Source organism: Streptomyces phaeoluteigriseus, from assembly GCF_001896135.2.
GTDB lineage: Bacteria > Actinomycetota > Actinomycetes > Streptomycetales > Streptomycetaceae > Streptomyces > Streptomyces phaeoluteigriseus.
The window spans coordinates 256,062-273,069 of record NZ_MPOH02000005.1 but is presented as its reverse complement, the minus strand read 5'-3'; the positions used below and the strand labels follow the sequence as shown (position 1 = coordinate 273,069).

17 protein-coding genes and 1 pseudogene are annotated in these 17,008 nt (G+C 71.8%); 12 read left to right on the top strand and 6 right to left on the bottom strand.

Features of this window, described 5'->3' with window-relative positions; all coding sequences use genetic code 11:
* Both BM536_RS04440 and BM536_RS43840 read right to left on the bottom strand, forming a co-directional pair.
* On the bottom strand, window positions 1-2,302 hold a 2,302-nt coding region (locus BM536_RS04440), incomplete at its 3' end, for a Tex family protein (protein WP_094102547.1).
* Window positions 2,303-2,392: 90 nt separating this feature from the next.
* Window positions 2,393-2,524, bottom strand: coding sequence for an LPFR motif small protein (locus tag BM536_RS43840; RefSeq protein ID WP_252548838.1), 132 nt, complete (start codon window positions 2,522-2,524; stop codon window positions 2,393-2,395).
* A 150-nt stretch (window positions 2,525-2,674) separates the two neighbouring features.
* Between BM536_RS43840 and BM536_RS04435 the strand changes: the two genes are divergently transcribed.
* On the top strand, window positions 2,675-3,637 hold the full coding sequence (locus BM536_RS04435) for a GlxA family transcriptional regulator (protein ID WP_094102546.1): 963 nt from the start codon (window positions 2,675-2,677) through the stop codon (window positions 3,635-3,637).
* 32 nt (window positions 3,638-3,669) lie between these two features.
* Entirely contained in the window at window positions 3,670-4,305 is a 636-nt protein-coding gene (locus tag BM536_RS04430; RefSeq protein WP_073495842.1) for a DJ-1/PfpI family protein, read from the top strand.
* On the opposite strand, the gene BM536_RS04425 is transcribed toward BM536_RS04430, so the two are convergent.
* Complete coding sequence (locus BM536_RS04425; protein WP_073495844.1) at window positions 4,292-5,041, bottom strand: enoyl-CoA hydratase/isomerase family protein; 750 nt, start codon at window positions 5,039-5,041, stop codon at window positions 4,292-4,294. The genes BM536_RS04430 and BM536_RS04425 overlap by 14 nt on opposite strands.
* A gap of 111 nt (window positions 5,042-5,152) precedes the next feature.
* On the opposite strand from BM536_RS04425, the gene BM536_RS04420 reads away from it, so the two are divergent.
* On the top strand, window positions 5,153-5,791 hold the full coding sequence (locus BM536_RS04420; RefSeq protein WP_073495847.1) for an HdeD family acid-resistance protein: 639 nt from the start codon (window positions 5,153-5,155) through the stop codon (window positions 5,789-5,791).
* Between the two features lie 174 nt (window positions 5,792-5,965).
* Window positions 5,966-6,520: an ATP-binding protein gene (locus BM536_RS04415; RefSeq protein ID WP_073495869.1), complete on the top strand. Its 555-nt coding sequence runs from the start codon at window positions 5,966-5,968 to the stop codon at window positions 6,518-6,520.
* Between the two features lie 10 nt (window positions 6,521-6,530).
* Here the strand turns inward: BM536_RS04415 and idi are convergent, their stop codons facing one another.
* From idi to galE, 3 genes are all read right to left on the bottom strand, one after another.
* Window positions 6,531-7,124, bottom strand: coding sequence for an isopentenyl-diphosphate Delta-isomerase (idi, locus tag BM536_RS04410; RefSeq protein WP_073495849.1), 594 nt, complete (start codon window positions 7,122-7,124; stop codon window positions 6,531-6,533).
* Window positions 7,125-7,340: 216 nt separating this feature from the next.
* Entirely contained in the window at window positions 7,341-8,276 is a 936-nt protein-coding gene (locus BM536_RS04405) for a cation diffusion facilitator family transporter (protein WP_073495851.1), read from the bottom strand.
* A 137-nt stretch (window positions 8,277-8,413) separates the two neighbouring features.
* Window positions 8,414-9,385, bottom strand: a complete 972-nt coding sequence (gene galE / locus BM536_RS04400; RefSeq protein ID WP_073495853.1) for a UDP-glucose 4-epimerase GalE — start codon at window positions 9,383-9,385, stop codon at window positions 8,414-8,416.
* Between the two features lie 299 nt (window positions 9,386-9,684).
* Between galE and BM536_RS04395 the strand changes: the two are divergent.
* The 8 genes and pseudogenes from BM536_RS04395 to BM536_RS04365 all read left to right on the top strand — a co-directional run.
* A pseudogene (locus BM536_RS04395) lies at window positions 9,685-11,009 on the top strand (CDP-alcohol phosphatidyltransferase family protein); the annotation flags it as partial.
* On the top strand, window positions 10,994-11,497 hold the full coding sequence (locus BM536_RS44700) for a DUF5941 domain-containing protein (RefSeq protein ID WP_425444608.1): 504 nt from the start codon (window positions 10,994-10,996) through the stop codon (window positions 11,495-11,497). The pseudogene BM536_RS04395 and the gene BM536_RS44700, both read left to right, overlap by 16 nt.
* The gene (locus BM536_RS04390) at window positions 11,494-12,246 is read left to right on the top strand and encodes a phosphocholine cytidylyltransferase family protein (RefSeq protein ID WP_073495855.1); all 753 of its coding nucleotides are present in this window, start codon (window positions 11,494-11,496) and stop codon (window positions 12,244-12,246) included. Before BM536_RS44700 ends, BM536_RS04390 begins: the two co-directional genes overlap by 4 nt.
* Complete coding sequence (locus BM536_RS04385; RefSeq protein WP_073495857.1) at window positions 12,234-13,295, top strand: iron-containing alcohol dehydrogenase family protein; 1,062 nt, start codon at window positions 12,234-12,236, stop codon at window positions 13,293-13,295. The genes BM536_RS04390 and BM536_RS04385 overlap by 13 nt, the downstream gene beginning before the upstream one ends.
* Window positions 13,273-14,052 (top strand): CDP-alcohol phosphatidyltransferase family protein, encoded by a 780-nt coding sequence (locus tag BM536_RS04380; RefSeq protein ID WP_073495870.1) that lies wholly within the window; start codon window positions 13,273-13,275, stop codon window positions 14,050-14,052. The genes BM536_RS04385 and BM536_RS04380 overlap by 23 nt, the downstream gene beginning before the upstream one ends.
* Before the next feature lie 8 nt (window positions 14,053-14,060).
* Window positions 14,061-14,942, top strand: a complete 882-nt coding sequence (locus BM536_RS04375; protein ID WP_073495859.1) for a glycosyltransferase family 2 protein — start codon at window positions 14,061-14,063, stop codon at window positions 14,940-14,942.
* A 97-nt stretch (window positions 14,943-15,039) separates the two neighbouring features.
* Window positions 15,040-15,969: an ABC transporter permease gene (locus tag BM536_RS04370; RefSeq protein WP_073495860.1), complete on the top strand. Its 930-nt coding sequence runs from the start codon at window positions 15,040-15,042 to the stop codon at window positions 15,967-15,969.
* Complete coding sequence (locus BM536_RS04365) at window positions 15,962-16,744, top strand: ABC transporter ATP-binding protein (RefSeq protein WP_073495862.1); 783 nt, start codon at window positions 15,962-15,964, stop codon at window positions 16,742-16,744. The genes BM536_RS04370 and BM536_RS04365 overlap by 8 nt, the downstream gene beginning before the upstream one ends.
* Window positions 16,745-17,008 lie beyond the last annotated feature (264 nt).

Below are 17,008 nucleotides of genomic sequence, written 5' to 3'. Positions count from 1 at the left end.
CCCCGCCGCGCTGCCCGCCCTGCTGACGCCGGTTGCCACCCTGCTGACGCTGCTGCGGGGGACGCCCGCCGCCCTGCGGCCGGCCCTCGCCCGACGGGTCGCCCTTCGGGGCCGCCTCGTCGTCCAGGCGGAGCGTCAGCGAGATCCGCTTGCGCGGGATGTCGATGTCGAGGACCTTCACCTTGACGATGTCACCGGGCTTGACCACGTCCCGCGGGTCCTTGACGAACGTCCTGGACAGCGCGGAGACGTGCGCCAGCCCGTCCTGGTGGACGCCGATGTCGATGAACGCCCCGAAGGCCGCCACGTTCGTGACGACACCCTCCAGGACCATCCCGGACGCCAGGTCGGAGATCTTCTCCACGCCCTCCTTGAAGGTGGCCGTCCTGAAGGCGGGCCGCGGGTCGCGGCCGGGCTTCTCCAGCTCCTTGAGGATGTCGGAGACGGTCGGCAGACCGAATTTCTCGTCCACGAAGTCGGTCGGACGCAGCGAACGCAGCACCGCCGTGTTGCCCATCAGCGAAGCGACCTCCTGCCCGGACGACTTCACCATCCGCCGCACCACCGGGTACGCCTCGGGGTGCACGCTGGATGCGTCCAGCGGGTCGTCGCCGCCACGGATCCGCAGGAAGCCCGCGCACTGCTCGTACGCCTTCGGGCCGAGCCGGGGCACCTTCTTCAGCGATTGCCGGGAGGTGAACGGCCCGTTCGAGTCCCGGTGCGCCACGATGTTCTCGGCGAGACCGGAGGTGATGCCGGAGACCCGGGCGAGCAGCGGGGCCGAGGCGGTGTTCACGTCGACGCCGACGCCGTTCACACAGTCCTCCACCACCGCGTCCAGCGAACGCGACAGCTTCAGCTCGGACAGGTCGTGCTGGTACTGGCCCACCCCGATGGACTTCGGGTCGATCTTCACCAGCTCGGCCAGCGGGTCCTGGAGCCGGCGCGCGATCGAGACCGCGCCGCGCAGCGACACGTCCATGTCGGGCAGCTCCTGCGAGGCGAACGCGGACGCCGAGTACACGGACGCGCCGGCCTCGGACACCATCACCTTGGTGACCTTCAACTCCGGATGCCTGTCGATGAGTTCACCGGCGAGTTTGTCGGTCTCGCGGGACGCTGTGCCGTTGCCGATCGCGATCAGCTCGACCGCGTGCTCCCGCACCAGGCGCGCCAGTGTGGCGATCGACTCGTCCCACCTGTTGGCCGGGACGTGCGGGTGGATGACGTCGGTGGCGACGACCTTGCCGGTCGCGTCGACGACGGCGACCTTCACGCCCGTACGGAAGCCGGGGTCGAGGCCGAGCGTCGCGCGCGTGCCCGCGGGGGCGGCGAGCAGCAGGTCGCGCAGGTTCGCCGCGAAGACGTTCACCGCCTCGTCCTCGGCGGCCGTGCGCAGCCTGAGCCGCAGGTCGATGCCGAGGTGCACGAGGAGGCGGGTGCGCCAGGCCCAGCGGACGGTGTCCTTGAGCCACTTGTCGCCCGGTCGCCCGCGGTCGGTGATACCGAACCGGTGCGCCACGATCCCCTCGAAGGAGGACGGCCCGTCCGTCGGCTCCTCCGGCTCCAGGACGAGGTCGAGGACCTCCTCCTTCTCGCCGCGCAGCATCGCGAGGATCCGGTGCGAGGGCAGCGCGGTGAACGGCTCGGCGAAGTCGAAGTAGTCGGCGAACTTCGCGCCCGTCTCCTCCTTGCCCTCCCGCACCTTCGCCGCCAGCCGGCCCCGCACCCACATGCGCTCGCGCAGCTCGCCGATCAGGTCGGCGTCCTCCGAGAACCGCTCGGTGAGGATCGCCCGCGCGCCGTCCAGCGCGGCCTGCGGATCGGCTACGCCCTTCTCGGCGTCGACGAACGCCGCCGCCGCGGCGAGCGGCTCCACCGAGGGGTCGCCGAGCAGTCCGTCGGCGAGCGGCTCCAGGCCCGCCTCGCGTGCGATCTGCGCCTTCGTCCGCCGCTTCGGCTTGAACGGCAGGTAGATGTCCTCCAGCCGCGCCTTGGTCTCGGCGCCCCGGATCCGCGCCTCCAGCTCGTCGCTGAGCTTGCCCTGCTCGCGCACGGACTCCAGGATCGCCGTGCGGCGTTCCTCCAGCTCCCGCAGATAGCGCAGCCGCTCCTCGATCGTGCGCAGCTGCGCGTCGTCGAGCATCTCGGTCGCTTCCTTGCGGTAGCGGGCGATGAAGGGCACCGTCGAGCCGCCGTCGAGCAGCTCCACGGCGGACCTCACCTGCCGCTCCCGGACGCCGAGTTCCCCGGCGATCCTGCCTTCGATGGACCCTGCGAGGGCCGGCAGCTCTGTCGTCACGATTCCCGTACCGCCTTCTCCACTGAGGTTGCGCGGCAATTGTGGCAGGCGGCGCCGACACACGGGGATCAGGGCGCGGCCCGGCGGGCCTCAGGCCCTCCCGTGCCGCGTCGTGGAGGAGGCCCCGCCGAACAGGCGGGCCAGGGCACGGAAGGGCAGCGTCACGACGGTGGCGACGGCCCCACCGATCTGCCGCAGTACATCTGCGATCGCACGGAACACGGAGTTCTCCTTTCGTCTCCCGGCCGCTCGGCCGGGCCGCCCGGGTACCTCGACCGCGCCGGATCATGCCGCGTGCGCGTCGGCGAGGTGGCAGAAAAGGTGGGGAACTCGTCGTTGCGGCCGCCGGGCGGGCGGCGAAGAATCGACCGCATGGCCCAGCGAACCGTCCTCGTCGTCCTGTTCGACGATGTCCAGAGCCTCGACGTCACCGGTCCCGTGGAGGTCTTCGCGGGAGCCGACAAGCACGTCCCCGGCACGTACCGCGTCCGGACCGCCTCCCTGGACGGCGGCGCCGTGCGCACCTCCAGCGGCCTCACCCTCGTACCCGACACGGCCCTCGCCGACGCGCCCGAACCGCACACGCTGCTCGTGCCGGGCGGACAGGGCACCCGCGCGCCCGACCCGCGGCTCACCGAGTGGCTGCGCGGGCACGGCCCGCGCGCCGAGCGCCTGGTCTCCGTGTGCACCGGCGCGATCCTGCTCGCCGAGGCGGGCCTGCTCGACGGCCGCCGCGCCACGACCCACTGGGCGTACTCCGACAGCCTCGCCCGCAACCACCCGGCGATCGAGGTCGACGCCGAGCCCATCTACGTGCGCGACGGGCACGTCTCCACCTCGGCCGGCGTCACCGCGGGCATCGACCTCGCCCTCGCCCTGGTCGAGGAGGACCTGGGCCGGGAGGTGGCGCTCGGCGTCGCCCGCCACCTGGTCGTCTTCCTGCGCAGGCCCGGCAACCAGGCCCAGTTCAGCGCCCAGCTCCGCGCGCAGACCGCCCGGCGGGAGCCGCTGCGCGAGGTCCAGCAGTGGATCACCGAACACCCGGACGGCGACCTCGGCGTCGAGTCCCTCGCGGCCCGCGCCCTGCTCTCGCCCCGCCACTTCGCCCGCGCCTTCCGCACGGAGACCGGCATGACGCCCGGCCGCTACGTCGACCGGGTCCGCCTCGAACACGCCCGCCGCCTGCTGGAGGACACCGGCGAGGGCGTCGAGGAGATCTCCCGCGCAAGCGGCTACGGCACCCCCGAGGCGATGCGCCGCGCCTTCGTCAGGGCGCTCGCCACCTCCCCGGCCGAGTACCGGCGCCGGTTCCGCACCGCCGCCCCCGTGCAGTGAGACGTCCATCGGCTTCTTCCGGAAGGCAGCACATGCAGATCGCCATCGTCCTCTTCGACCGCTTCACCGCCCTGGACGCCGTCGGCCCCTACGAGACCCTCGGCCGCCTCCCCGACGCGCGGACCGTCTTCGTCGCCGAGCGGACCGGCCCGGTGCGTACCGACACCGGGGCCCTCGCCCTCACCGCCGACCGGACCCTCGCCGAGGTGACGAGCCCTGACCTGGTGGTCGTGCCCGGCGGCCCCGGCCAGACGCCGCAGATGGACAACCCCGTGCTGCTGGACTGGCTCCGTGCGGCCGACGCCACCAGCACCTGGACGACGTCGGTGTGCACCGGCTCGCTGATCCTGGCCGCCGCCGGACTTCTCCGGGGCCGCCGGGCCACCTCGCACTGGCTCGCCCTGGACCACCTGAAGCGGTTCGGCGCGGAACCGGCCGAGGAGCGGGTCGTCACCGACGGCAAGTACGTCACCGCGGCCGGCGTCTCCGCCGGCATCGACATGGGCCTCACCCTGCTCGGCCGGATCGCCGGCGACGAGCACGCCCAGGCCGTCCAACTGCTGACCGAGTACGACCCGCAGCCGCCCTACGACGCCGGATCACCGCACAAGGCACCGGCGCACCTCGTCGAGGAGTTCCGCGCCACCAGCCGGTTCAGCCTGACGTAGTCCAGGTGAAGCGCGGCTCCCTGCGCTCCAGGAAGGCGGCGACCCCCTCCGCGGTGTCGCCGCTGCCGCGCGCCTGCGCCGACCAGTAGGCGTCACGGTCCGTGCGGCCGTCCGCGAACTCCTTCGCCGCGGCCTGCGTCAGCCGCGAGCGGGACACCAGCACGCGCGTGAACTCCTCGACCCGTCCGTCGAGTTCGCCGGCCGGCAGCACCTCGTCGACCAGGCCCGTGCGCAGCGCCCGCTCCGTGTCGATCAACTCGGCCGAGAACAACAGGTACTTGGCGGTGGCCGGACCCACCAGCGACACCAGCCGCCGGGTCGCGGAGGACGGGTAGACGATCCCGAGCCTGGCCGGCGTCACCCCGAACAGCGCGCCCTCCTCGGCGAACCGCAGGTCGCAGGCGGCCGCGAGCTGCGCGCCCCCGCCCACGCAGTGCCCCTTCACCGCGGCCACCGTCGGCCCGGGGAAGGCGGCGAGGGCCTCCTCGGCCCGCACGGCCAGCGTCTGGGCCTCGTCCGGCGAGCCCTGGAGCGTGGAGATGTCGGCCCCCGCGCAGAAGGTGCCGCCCGCGCCGGTCAACACCAGCGCCCGTACACCGGGATCGGCCGCCAGCTTCTCCAGCAGCGGTGGCAGCGCCCGCCACATCGCGGCCGTCATGGCGTTGCGCTTGGCCGGATGGTGCAGGACGACGGTGGCGACAGCGTCGGTGACACCGTGCAGCAGTTCGGGCTCCATGGCCCGGATGCTAACCGTCCGGCCGGGCACATGATCAAGCCCGGCCGCGTGAGCGTCACGTCATCGAGGGCAAAGGGGACTAAAGGGGGGAAGCCATGCGAGGAGATGCCCATGGACACGTCCACCCGGAACGAGGGCGAGGTGGCGAGGCTCCGCAGAGGGTTCAGCCGGCTCTTCGTGCTCGGGGTGATCCTGGTGGTGGCCGGGCTCGTCGGGCTCGTCTACACCGGTGTCGCCACCCTGACCTCGATGCTGCTGTTCGGCTGGCTGCTGCTGATCGGCGGCGTGGTGGGCCTGTTGCACGCCGTCCAGGCCCGCGGCACCAGCTTCTTCTGGCTCGGCGTCATCGTGGCCGCCCTGAACATCGCCGCCGGAGTCGTCATCATCCGCAGGCCCGACGAGGCCGCCGCCGCGCTCACCATGTTCGCCGCCCTGCTGTTCCTCACCGGTGGCCTCTTCCGGCTGGTCGGCAGCATGGTCGTACGGGGCTCGCAGTTCGGCTGGACGCTTCTGCTGGGCGTCTTCGACCTGCTGCTGGGCATCCTGGTACTGATCGACTGGCCGAGCAGCAGTCAGTACGTGATCGGCTGCTTCTTCTCCCTCGCCCTGCTCTTCGACGGCCTCGGGCTGGTCGCCACCGGCTTCGGTGGGCGGCGCATCGTGGGCCTGGTCTCCGAGCGCATGGCCGGGGAGACGGATGCCGGGGACGAACCGGGCGAGCGCACCGCCAAACCCGTACAACCCGAATAGTGCGCGAAGGAGGCACGGCCAGGACAGAAGCGCTGGCGATTCCGACAGGAGGTGTCTCCAGCGGTCGGGAACGCTCGATACCGGCTGACTTCTGTTCAGGCATCCGGTGGGAAGCGCCGCGTTACCAACACTCGACGTGTGGTGACAATCGAGCGCAAGGACGGCGACCGGACGATGGAGAACCAAGGGCGCGGGCCCGGCCCACGCCCCGAGGGTGAGACAGGGGCGCCTTCCGAGCCCTCGGAGACCCCCCCGGCCGGCAGAGTGCCGCAACCGCTGCCGCAGGCCATGCCGCAACCGCTGCCGTACGAAGGCGTCTGGCGGTTCACCGCACAGGCGGAGGACGCCTCGGTCCCGCAGGCCAGACACGCCGTGCGGGACCTGCTGTACCGGCAGGGCGTCCCGGCCTCGGACGACCTGGTCCAGGGTCTCCTGCTGATCGTCTCCGAGCTGGTGACCAACGCCGTACGGCACGCGGCACTGCTGTCGCCGATGCTGGCGGTGGAGGTGGCCGTCGGGGCCGAGTGGGTGCGGGTGTCCGTGGAGGACGACCACCCCTACCGCCCGACCGCGCTGGAGGCCGATCACGGCCGGACGGGTGGCCGCGGGCTGCTGCTGGTGCGGGAGATCACCCGCGAGGCGGGCGGGGTGTGCGAGGTCGAGCACACCTCGAGCGGCGGCAAGGTGATCTGGGCCGCCCTGCCGCTCAAATCCGTCGGAACGCGCTAGTCCACCCGGTTCACCAGCCGACCGAGGGGCCCGTCAGCTCCCGCACCGCCGGCCTCGCCGCGTCCAGCACGGTCATGAACCAGGAGGAGAACACGTCCTTCGCATGCCGCTCGGCCAGCTCGGCGGGCGTCACGAAGAGGGTGTCGCCGACCTCCTCCGGGTCCGGCCGCGGTACGGACTGCACCATCCCTACGAACAGGTGGTTGTACTCCTGCTCCACCAGGCCCGATGCCGGGTCCGGATGGTTGTAGCGGACCGTGCCCGCCTCCGCCATCAGCGAGGGCGACACCCCCAGCTCCTCGAACGTGCGCCGCGCCGCCGCCGCGAAGGGCGCCTCACCCGGGTAGGGGTGACCGCAGCAGGTGTTGGACCAGACACCGGGGGAGTGGTACTTGCCCAGCGCCCGCTGCTGCAGCAGCAGCCGGCCCCGCTCGTCGAAGAGGAACACCGAGAACGCCCGGTGCAGCAGCCCCGGCGCCTGATGGGCCGCGAGCTTCTCCGCGGTGCCGATGGTCACGCCGTTCTCGTCGACCAGCTCCAGCAAAATCGGGTCCGCGGTGCCGTTCGACGAGCGGGTCGTCGCGGTGGCAGGTGTGATCGGCATACCCATCCTTAACATCGGTCCTCGCGCCCCCAGTCTGCCGTACGCGCACGGCACTCCCGGCACTTCCGCGCGCACGCCCGCATGTCCCGCCGCCCGGCGCGACCACGGCGGCCGCCGCCCAGTCTCCGGAAACGGGGCCCGGTGGGTGATCTTGCCCGGCGCCGCGCGCCCGGAACCGTCCGGAACGGATGTGCGAACCCGGTGCCGCCCGGCCGGTCAGTGGCAGAGCCGCGCCTCGTGCTGCGCGTGCCCGCTCGGCTCCAGCTGGAAGGTGCAGTGCGCCACGTCGAAGTGATCGCCCAGACAGCCCTGGAGCTCGTGCAGCATCTTCTCGTGGCCGATCGCGTCCAGCACGTCGGAGCGCACCACCACGTGCGCCGACAGCACCGGCATCCCGGAGGTGATCGTCCAGGCGTGCAGGTCGTGCACGTCCTCCACGCCGTCCAGGGCGAGCATGTGGGTGCGCACCTCCGCCATGTCGACGCCCTTCGGAGCCGCCTCCAGCAGCACGTCCAGCGTCTCGCGCAGCAGCTTCACCGTCCGGGGCACGATCATCAGGCCGATGACGAGCGAGGCGACCGGGTCGGCGGCCTGCCAGCCGGTCGTCAGGATCACCACCGCCGAGACCAGCACCGCGACCGAGCCCAGCGCGTCCGCCGCCACCTCCAGGAACGCGCCCCGCACGTTGATGCTGTCCGCCTGGCCGCGCATCAGCAGGCTCAGCGAGACCATGTTGGCGGCCAGGCCGATCCCACCGAACACGATCATCAGCCCGCCCTCGGTCGGGGCCGGCGTGAAGAACCGCTGGACGGCCTCGTACACGACGTACCCGCCCACGCCGAGCAGCAGCAGACAGTTGGCGAGCGCGGCCAGGATCTCGGCGCGGGCGTACCCGAAGGTGCGGTTCCCGGTCGGCGGGCGGCCCGCGAAGTGGATGGCGAGCAGCGCCATCCCCAGGCCGAGCGCGTCGGTCGCCATGTGCGCCGCGTCCGCGATCAGGGCGAGGGAGTCGGCGAGCACACCGCCGACGATCTCCACCACCATGACGGTGAGCGTGATCGAGAGCGCGGCGCGCAGTCTGCCGCGGTACGCCGCCGCGGCCGTACCCGTGGTCGGCACGTGCGTGTGGCCGTGGTCGTGCCCAGCCCCCATGAGAAACAGCCTCCTGTGATCCGCCCGGCCTCCCAGTGAACTACGGGTGGGGGGTATCCGGCAACGCGGCACTGAACACCGTTGTCATGTGCCCTGACCTGCGAAAACGAAATGCAGGTCAGCGGCCCGGCGCCGGCTCACCCGCCGTGGTGCAGCTGCCATCCCCGCCAGGCCGACGCGACCATCTCGCGCATCCCGCGCGAGGCGGTCCAGCCCAGTTCCCGGGCGGCCAGCGCGGCCGAGGCCACCGCGCGCGGGGCGTCCCCGGGGCGTCGTCCCTCGACCAGGGCGGGCCGGGGGTCGCCGGTGACCTCGCCGATCAGCGTGACCAGCTCGCGCACCGAGACGCCCTCGCCCCGGCCGATGTTCACCGTCAGATCGCCGCGCACGTCCGGCGCGGTGAGCCGCCGGGCCGCCGCGAGATGCGCCTCGGCCAGGTCGGCGACGTGGATGTAGTCCCGTACACAGGTGCCGTCCGGCGTCGGGTAGTCGTCGCCGAAGATCCGCGGGGCCTCGTCGCGGGTGAGCCGGTCGAAGACCATCGGGACGATGTTGAAGACGCCGGTGTCGGCCAGGGCGGGCTCGGCCGCCCCGGCCACGTTGAAGTAGCGCAGGCACGTCGTCGCGATGCCGTGCGCCTCGCCCGCCGCCCGCACCAGCCACTCCCCGGCGAGCTTGGTCTCGCCGTACGGGTTGACCGGGGAGCAGGGGGTGTCCTCCGTGATGAGGTCCACGTCCGGGTTGCCGTACACGGCCGCCGACGAGGAGAACAGGAACCGGCGGACACCGGCCTCGGCGACCGCCTCCAGCAGGGTGGCCAGACCGCCGACGTTCTCCCGGTAGTAGCGCGTGGGCCGCGCCACCGACTCGGCGACCTGCTTGCGCGCCGCCAGGTGCACCACCCCGGTCACCGCGTGCTCGGCCAGCACCCGCTTCAGCAGCCCCGCGTCGAGCGCCGAGCCCGCCACGAGCGGCACGTCCGCGGGCAGCCGACCGGGCACGCCGGCCGACAGGTCGTCCAGGACGACGACGCGCTCGCCGGCGCCGGTCATGGCCCGCGCCACATGTGCCCCTATGTATCCGGCCCCGCCGGTGATCAGCCACGTCATGGCCGCCCACCCTATGCCGAGCCCCCGGGTCCGTGCGCAATGTCCCGGATGTCCGCCACCGGGGAGCGCGGTTTGTGGGCGGGGCCGCCGATCACACATGATGATCTCGGCGACGGCCGGTCCGGACCGTGTGGATCGGACCTGAACGGCCGGTGAACACGGCCTTCCCGGCATCCGATAGCCTCTGCCGAATGCCGCGCCCGGTGCCTTCACCGGTGCCGCCAAGGGGCGCCCGCCATGCAGAGCCCACCATGCAGACGACCGGCGCGCACGCGCCGGGACCCAGGGAGTGAGTTCGGTTGTCGACCGCCATCCTCACCGGTCAGCCGGTCCCCGGTTCGTCGATCGAGGCAGACCTGCGGTCCCTCGGCTTCGACGTCCGGACCGCCACCGATGCCGCCGACGCGGAGACGCTCCTCGCGGCCGTCCCGGGTGACCAGCGGGTCGCCGTCGTCGACACCCGCTTCGTGGGCCATCGCCACGCGCTGCGCCTAGGCCTCACCGACCCCCGCTTCCCGCTCGCCGCGATCCCCGGCGCCGTCACCGCGCAGCCGGCCGGCCGGCAGGCCCTGACCCGCGCCCTGGCCCGCGAGAACTCGGCGAACGGCGGCACCGTCCTCGCCGTGGACAGCCTCGCCGACCGCATCGTCACCGCCCTCGACGCCGACGGCGGCGAGGTGCACCGGCCCGAGCTGGGCAGCCTGGTCGCCGCCGTCCCGGCCGACCCGCAGGCCCGCAACGAGGCACGGCAGGCCGTCAGCGCCGTCGACGACGAGACCGTACGCCTGAAGTCGGCGGTGAAGGCCCGCGACGGCTTCTTCACCACGTTCTGCATCAGCCCCTACTCGCGCTACCTCGCCCGCTGGTGCGCCCGCCGTGGGCTCACCCCCAACCAGGTCACCACCGCCTCGCTGATCACCGCGCTGATCGCGGCGGGCTGCGCGGCCACCGGCACCCGCGGCGGATACGTCGCCGCCGGACTGCTGCTCCTCTTCTCCTTCGTGCTGGACTGCACCGACGGCCAGCTCGCCCGCTACTCCCTCCAGTACTCCACCCTCGGAGCCTGGCTGGACGCCACCTTCGACCGGGCCAAGGAGTACGCCTACTACGCCGGACTCGCCCTCGGAGCGGCCCGCGGCGGCGACGACGTCTGGGCCCTGGCCCTCGGCGCGATGGTCCTCCAGACCTGCCGGCACGTCGTGGACTTCTCCTTCAACGAGGCGAACGTCGACAGCACCGCCGCCACCGCGAACACCAGCCCCACCGCGGCCCTCTCCGGCAAGCTGGACAGCGTCGGCTGGACGGTCTGGGCGCGCCGGATGATAGTCCTGCCCATCGGCGAACGATGGGCCATGATCGCCGTCCTCACCGCGGCCACCACCCCCCGCATCACCTTCTACGTCCTGCTCGTCGGCTGCGCCTTCGCCGCGACGTACACCACGGCGGGCCGCCTCCTGCGCTCCCTCACCCGCAAGGCGCGGCGCACGGACCGGGCCGCACAGGCCCTGGCGGACCTCGCGGACAGCGGGCCGACGGCCGGCCTGCTGGTGCGGTTCCTGCCCGGCGGGGGCGCGGCCGACGGCGACCCTCAGCGCAGCCGCCGGTGCCGTGCTCGTCACGCTCGGCGCCTGGCTGTGGGGACCGAGCTGGTGGGTCGTGCTGATGGCCGGTGCCTATGTCCTGCTGTCCGCCGAAGCCGTCGCCCGCCCCCTCAAGGGCGCCCTCGACTGGCTCGTCCCGCCGGTGTTCCGCGCCGCCGAGTACGGCACGGTGCTGATCCTCGCGGCGAAGGCGGATGTGAACGGAGCGCTACCGGCGGCTTTCGGGCTGGTTGCCGCTGTCGCCTACCATCACTACGACACGGTGTACCGCATCCGCGGCAACGCCGGAGCGCCGCCGGCCTGGCTGGTGCGCGCTGTCGGGGGACAGGAGGGGCGGACGCTGCTCGTGGCCGTACTGGCCGCGGTGCTCACCGCCCGGCAGTTCACGGTCGCGCTCACGGTGCTCGCCGTGGCCGTCGCCCTCGTGGTGCTCGCCGAGAGCATCCGCTTCTGGGTCGCCGCCCACCGGGCGGGCGCCCCGTCCGTACACGATGAAGGAGAACCCGCATGATCGGCCTCGTGCTGGCGGCCGGCGCCGGACGGCGTCTGCGCCCCTACACCGACAGCCTGCCCAAGGCGCTGGTGCCGGTGGGGCCCGCGGGCATAGAGGGCGAGCCCACGGTGCTGGACCTGACCCTCGGCAACTTCGCCGAGATCGGTCTGACCGAGGTCGCGGTCATCGTCGGCTACCGCAAGGAAGCCGTGTACGAGCGCAAGGCGGCCCTGGAGGCGAAGTACGGCCTCAAGCTGACCCTCATCGACAACGACAAGGCCGAGGAGTGGAACAACGCCTACTCCCTGTGGTGCGGGCGTGACGCCCTCAAGGACGGTGTGATCCTCGCCAACGGCGACACCGTGCACCCGGTCTCCGTCGAGAGGACCCTGCTCGCCGCCCGCGGCGAGGGCAGGAAGATCATCCTCGCCCTCGACACCGTGAAGTCCCTCGCGGACGAGGAGATGAAGGTCGTCGTCGACCCCGCGAAGGGCATGACGAAGATCACCAAGCTGATGGACCCCGCCGAGGCCACCGGCGAGTACATCGGCGTCACCCTCATCGAGGGCGACGCCGCCCCCGAACTGGCCGACGCGCTGAAGACCGTGTGGGAGACCGACCCGCAGCAGTTCTACGAGCACGGCTACCAGGAACTGGTGAACCGAGGCTTCCGGATCGACGTGGCCCCGATCGGCGACGTCAGCTGGGTCGAGATCGACAACCACGACGATCTCGCCCGTGGACGGGAGATCGCGTGCCAGTACTGACCCGGCTGATCCCCTCGCCGGTCGTCGTCGACATCCGTCCGGGTGCCCTCGACGACCTCGTGGGGGTCCTCGCCGACGAGCGCATCTCGCACTCGGGCAAGCTCGCGATCGCCGTCAGCGGCGGCTCGGGCGCCCGGCTGCGCGAGCGCCTCTCCCCCTCCCTGCCCGGCGCCACCTGGTACGAGGTCGGCGGCGGCACCCTCGACGACGCCGTGCGGCTCGCCGGTGACATAAAGGCCGGCCATTACGACGCGGTCGTGGGCCTGGGCGGCGGCAAGATCATCGACTGCGCCAAGTTCGCCGCGGCCCGGGTGGGCCTCGCGCTCGTCGCCGTACCGACGAACCTCGCGCACGACGGCCTGTGCTCCCCGGTCGCCACTCTCGACAACGACGCGGGCCGCGGCTCCTACGGCGTGCCGAACCCGATCGCGGTCGTGATCGACCTGGACGTCATCCGCGAGGCACCGGTGCGCTACGTGCGGGCCGGCATCGGCGACGCCGTCTCCAACATCTCCGCGATCGCCGACTGGGAGCTGGCCCACCGCGTCAAGGGCGAGAAGATCGACGGCCTCGCCGCCGCGATCGCCCGGCAGGCGGGCGAGGCGGTCCTCAGGCACCCGGGCGGCATCGGCGACACCGGCTTCCTCCAGGTGCTCGCCGAGGCACTCGTCCTCAGCGGCATCGCGATGTCGGTGTCCGGCGACTCCCGCCCCTCCTCCGGCGCCTGCCACGAGATCAACCACGCCTTCGACCTGCTGTATCCCAAGCGTGCCGCCGCCCACGGCGAGCAGTGCGGACTCGGCGCGGCCTTCGCGATGTACCTGCGCGGAGCCCACGAGGAGTCCGTCTACATGGCCGAGGTGCTGCGCCGGCACGGGCTGCCGGTGCTGCCCGACGAGATCGGCTTCACGACCGACGAGTTCGTCAAGGTCGTCGAGTTCGCCCCGCAGACCCGCCCCGGCCGCTACACGATCCTCGAACACCTCGACCTCAAGACCGAACAGATCAAGGACACCTACGCCGACTATGTCAAGGCCATCGGTAGCTGAACTCAGACCGGTCGTCCACCCCGCGGGGGTGAAGGACCGGCGCAGCGGTGAGCACTGGATGGGACGCCTCTACATGCGTGAGGTGTCCCTGCGGGTCGACCGCTACCTGGTCAACACCAGGGTCACGCCCAACCAGCTCACGTACCTGATGACCGTCTTCGGCGTGCTCGCGGCCCCGGCCCTGCTGGTGCCGGGGATCACGGGCGCCGTGCTCGGCCTGGTCTGCGTCCAGATGTACCTGCTGCTGGACTGCGTGGACGGCGAGATCGCCCGCTGGAAGAAGCAGTACTCGCTCGGCGGCGTCTACCTCGACCGGGTCGGGGCCTACCTGACCGACGCCGCGGTGCTCGTCGGCTTCGGCCTGCGCGCCGCCGACCTGTGGGGCACCGGCCGTATCGACTGGCTGTGGGCCTTCCTCGGCACCCTGGCCGCGCTCGGCGCCATCCTGATCAAGGCGGAGACCGACCTCGTCGGCGTCGCCCGCCACCAGGGCGGACTGCCGCCGGTCAAGGAGACGGCGTCCGAGCCGCGATCCTCCGGCATGGCGCTGGCCCGCCGGGCGGCCGCCGCGCTCAAGTTCCACCGCCTGGTCCTCGGGATGGAGGCCTCGCTGCTCATCCTGGTCCTGGCGATCGTGGACCAGACGCGCGGCGACCTCTTCTTCTCCCGGCTCGGCGTCGCCGTACTCGCCGGCATCGCACTGCTCCAGACCGTGCTGCACCTGGTGTCCATCCTCGCGTCGAGCAGGCTGCGGTGAGCGCGCCCATGAAGGTCGGCGCGGTGATCATCACCATGGGCAACCGCCCCGAGGAACTGCGCGCGCTGATCGACTCGGTCGCCAAGCAGGACGGCGACCCGGTCGAGGTCGTCGTCGTCGGCAACGGCTCCCCGGTCCCGGACGTCACCGAGTTCTCCCCGCACGTGCGCACCGTCGAGCTGCCCGAGAACCTGGGCATCCCCGGCGGCCGCAACGTCGGCACGGAGGCCTTCGGCCCCAGCGGCCGCGACGTCGACATATTGATGTTCCTCGACGACGACGGGCTGCTCGCCCGGCACGACACCGCCCGGCTGTGCCGCGAGGCCTTCGCGGCCGACCCCGAGCTGGGCATCATCAGCTTCCGCATCGCCGACCCCGATACCGGGGTCACCCAGCGCCGCCACGTGCCCCGGCTGCGCGCCGCCGACCCGATGCGCTCCTCCCGGGTCACCACCTTCCTCGGCGGCGCCAACGCGGTGCGCACCCGGGTCCTCGCGGAGGTCGGTGGTCTCCCGGACGAATTCTTCTACGCCCACGAGGAAACCGACCTGGCATGGCGGGCCCTCGACGCGGGCTGGATGATCAACTACCGGTCCGACATGGTGCTGCACCACCCGACGACCGCGCCCTCGCGGCACGCGGTCTACCACCGCATGGTCGCCCGCAACCGGGTCTGGCTGGCCCGGCGCAACCTCCCCGCGCCCCTCGTCCCGGTCTACCTCGGGGTCTGGTTGCTGCTCACTCTGCTGCGCCGCCCCTCGCGCTCGGCCCTGAAGGCGTGGTTCGGTGGTTTCCGGGAAGGGTGGGCCACACCGTGCGGACCGCGCAGGCCCATGAAGTGGCGTACGGTGTGGCGGCTGACCCGACTGGGCCGGCCTCCCGTCATCTGACAAGCTCGTCCCCGAGGGCCCCGGGCCGTTCCGCGGCCCCCCGGCACGTGCCGGCCCGGTTCAGGCCGCGCATCCCGAAGACGAAAGTTTCCTACTGGTGAGTGAGACAACGCATGACGGCGCAGTCGCGGTGAGTGCGCCGCCGTCGCCCGACGAGGGCCTCACGGCGGCGCAGCTGGCCGCCAAGTACGGGTTGGCCGTGAGTGGTGCCCGGCCCCCGCTGCGGGAGTACGTCGGCCGGCTCTGGGGACGCCGTCACTTCATCCTGGCCTTCTCCCAGGCGAAGCTGACCGCCCAGTACAGCCAGGCGAAGCTGGGGCAGCTGTGGCAGGTGGCCACACCGCTGCTGAACGCCGCCGTGTACTTCATGATCTTCGGCGTGATCCTCAACGCCAGCCGCGGCATGGAGAAGGAGGTGTACATCCCGTTCCTCGTCACGGGTGTGTTCGTCTTCACCTTCACCCAGTCCTCGGTGATGAGCGGCGTCCGCGCGATCTCCGGCAACCTCGGCCTGGTCCGCGCCCTGCACTTCCCGCGGGCCGCGCTGCCGATCTCCTTCGCGCTCCAGCAGCTCCAGCAGCTGCTGTACTCGATGATCGTGCTGTTCCTGGTGGTGATCGGTTTCGGCAGCTACCCGGACGCCTCCTGGATCCTGATCGTCCCGGCGCTGGTGCTCCAGTTCTGCTTCAACACCGGTCTGGCACTGGTGTTCGCGCGGGCCGGCGCCAAGACCCCGGACCTGGCGCAGCTGATGCCGTTCGTGATGCGGACCTGGATGTACGCCTCCGGCGTCATGTTCTCCATCCCCGTCTTCCTCGCCGACAAGCCGCAGTGGATGGCGAACGTCCTGCAGTGGAACCCGGCCGCCATCTACATGGACCTGGTGCGCTTCGCCCTCATCGACGAGTACGGCTCCGAGAACCTGCCCCAGCACGTGTGGGCCGTCGCCGGCGGCTGGGCCGCGCTGTTCGCGATCGGCGGCTTCGTCTACTTCTGGCAGGCGGAGGAGAGGTACGGCCGTGGCTGAGCAGGCGCCGGGCACCCGGGTCCCCACCGTCATCGCCGAGGACGTGCACATCGTCTACCGCGTCAACGGCGCCCGGACGGGGAAGGGCAGCGCCACCGCGGCCCTCAGCCGCATCGTCAGACGCGGCGGCGAGGAGCGGGGCGTGCGCAAGGTGCACGCGGTGCGCGGTGTCTCCTTCGTCGCCCACCGCGGCGAGGCCATCGGCCTGATCGGCTCCAACGGCTCCGGCAAGTCCACCCTGCTGCGCGCCATCGCCGGCCTGCTGCCGCCCGAGAGCGGCAAGGTCTACACCGACGGCCAGCCCTCGCTGCTCGGCGTGAACGCCGCCCTGATGAACGACCTGACCGGCGAGCGCAACATCGTGCTCGGCGGGCTCGCCATGGGCATGTCCCGGGAGCAGATCAAGGAGCGCTACCAGGAGATCGTCGACTTCTCCGGCATCAACGAGAAGGGCGACTTCGTCACTCTTCCCATGCGCACCTACTCCTCCGGCATGCAGGCCCGTCTGCGGTTCTCCATCGCCGCCGCCAAGGACCACGACGTCCTGATGATCGACGAGGCGCTGGCCACCGGCGACGCGAAGTTCCGCAAGCGCTCCGAGGAACGCATCCGGGAGCTGCGCGGGCAGGCCGGGACGGTGTTCCTGGTCAGCCACAGCAACAAGTCGATCCGGGACACCTGCGACCGCGTGCTGTGGCTGGAGCGCGGTGAACTGCGCATGGACGGACCGACCGAAGAGGTCCTGCGGGAGTACGAGAAGTTCTCCGGGAAGTGACCCGGCGCCGTCGGGGCCCCGCCGGAACTGTCCGACGGGGCCCCGCGTCTGCAAAGGAGGCGTCAACTCCTTCCCGCCGTAGGAAGCTTGACGCCGATCGGTGTGTTGTTGTGATCTGCGGGACACCCGCGCGTACCGCGCCGCGTTGTACAACGTAAGCTGTGGCGGGTCCCGAAACGCGTCAAGTGGGGCGATAATGCGCGACACCTCCGGGCCCGGCTGCCACGCGGGCGGCCGGGCGGCGTGTCCGAAATAGTGGGTGTC

Bases quoted from the DNA above. Each gene is read 5' to 3' on its own strand.
- BM536_RS04405 (WP_073495851.1), bottom strand. From the start codon at position 8,276: ATGGGGGCTGGGCACGACCACGGCCACACGCACGTGCCGACCACGGGT.
- BM536_RS04415 (WP_073495869.1), top strand. From the start codon at position 5,966: ATGGAGAACCAAGGGCGCGGGCCCGGCCCACGCCCCGAGGGTGAGACA.
- BM536_RS04420 (WP_073495847.1), top strand. From the start codon at position 5,153: ATGGACACGTCCACCCGGAACGAGGGCGAGGTGGCGAGGCTCCGCAGA.
- BM536_RS04425 (WP_073495844.1), bottom strand. From the start codon at position 5,041: ATGGAGCCCGAACTGCTGCACGGTGTCACCGACGCTGTCGCCACCGTC.
- BM536_RS04435 (WP_094102546.1), top strand. From the start codon at position 2,675: ATGGCCCAGCGAACCGTCCTCGTCGTCCTGTTCGACGATGTCCAGAGC.
- BM536_RS04380 (WP_073495870.1), top strand. From the start codon at position 13,273: ATGTCAAGGCCATCGGTAGCTGAACTCAGACCGGTCGTCCACCCCGCG.
- BM536_RS04430 (WP_073495842.1), top strand. From the start codon at position 3,670: ATGCAGATCGCCATCGTCCTCTTCGACCGCTTCACCGCCCTGGACGCC.
- galE (WP_073495853.1), bottom strand. From the start codon at position 9,385: ATGACGTGGCTGATCACCGGCGGGGCCGGATACATAGGGGCACATGTG.
- idi (WP_073495849.1), bottom strand. From the start codon at position 7,124: ATGCCGATCACACCTGCCACCGCGACGACCCGCTCGTCGAACGGCACC.
- BM536_RS04375 (WP_073495859.1), top strand. From the start codon at position 14,061: ATGAAGGTCGGCGCGGTGATCATCACCATGGGCAACCGCCCCGAGGAA.
- BM536_RS04390 (WP_073495855.1), top strand. From the start codon at position 11,494: ATGATCGGCCTCGTGCTGGCGGCCGGCGCCGGACGGCGTCTGCGCCCC.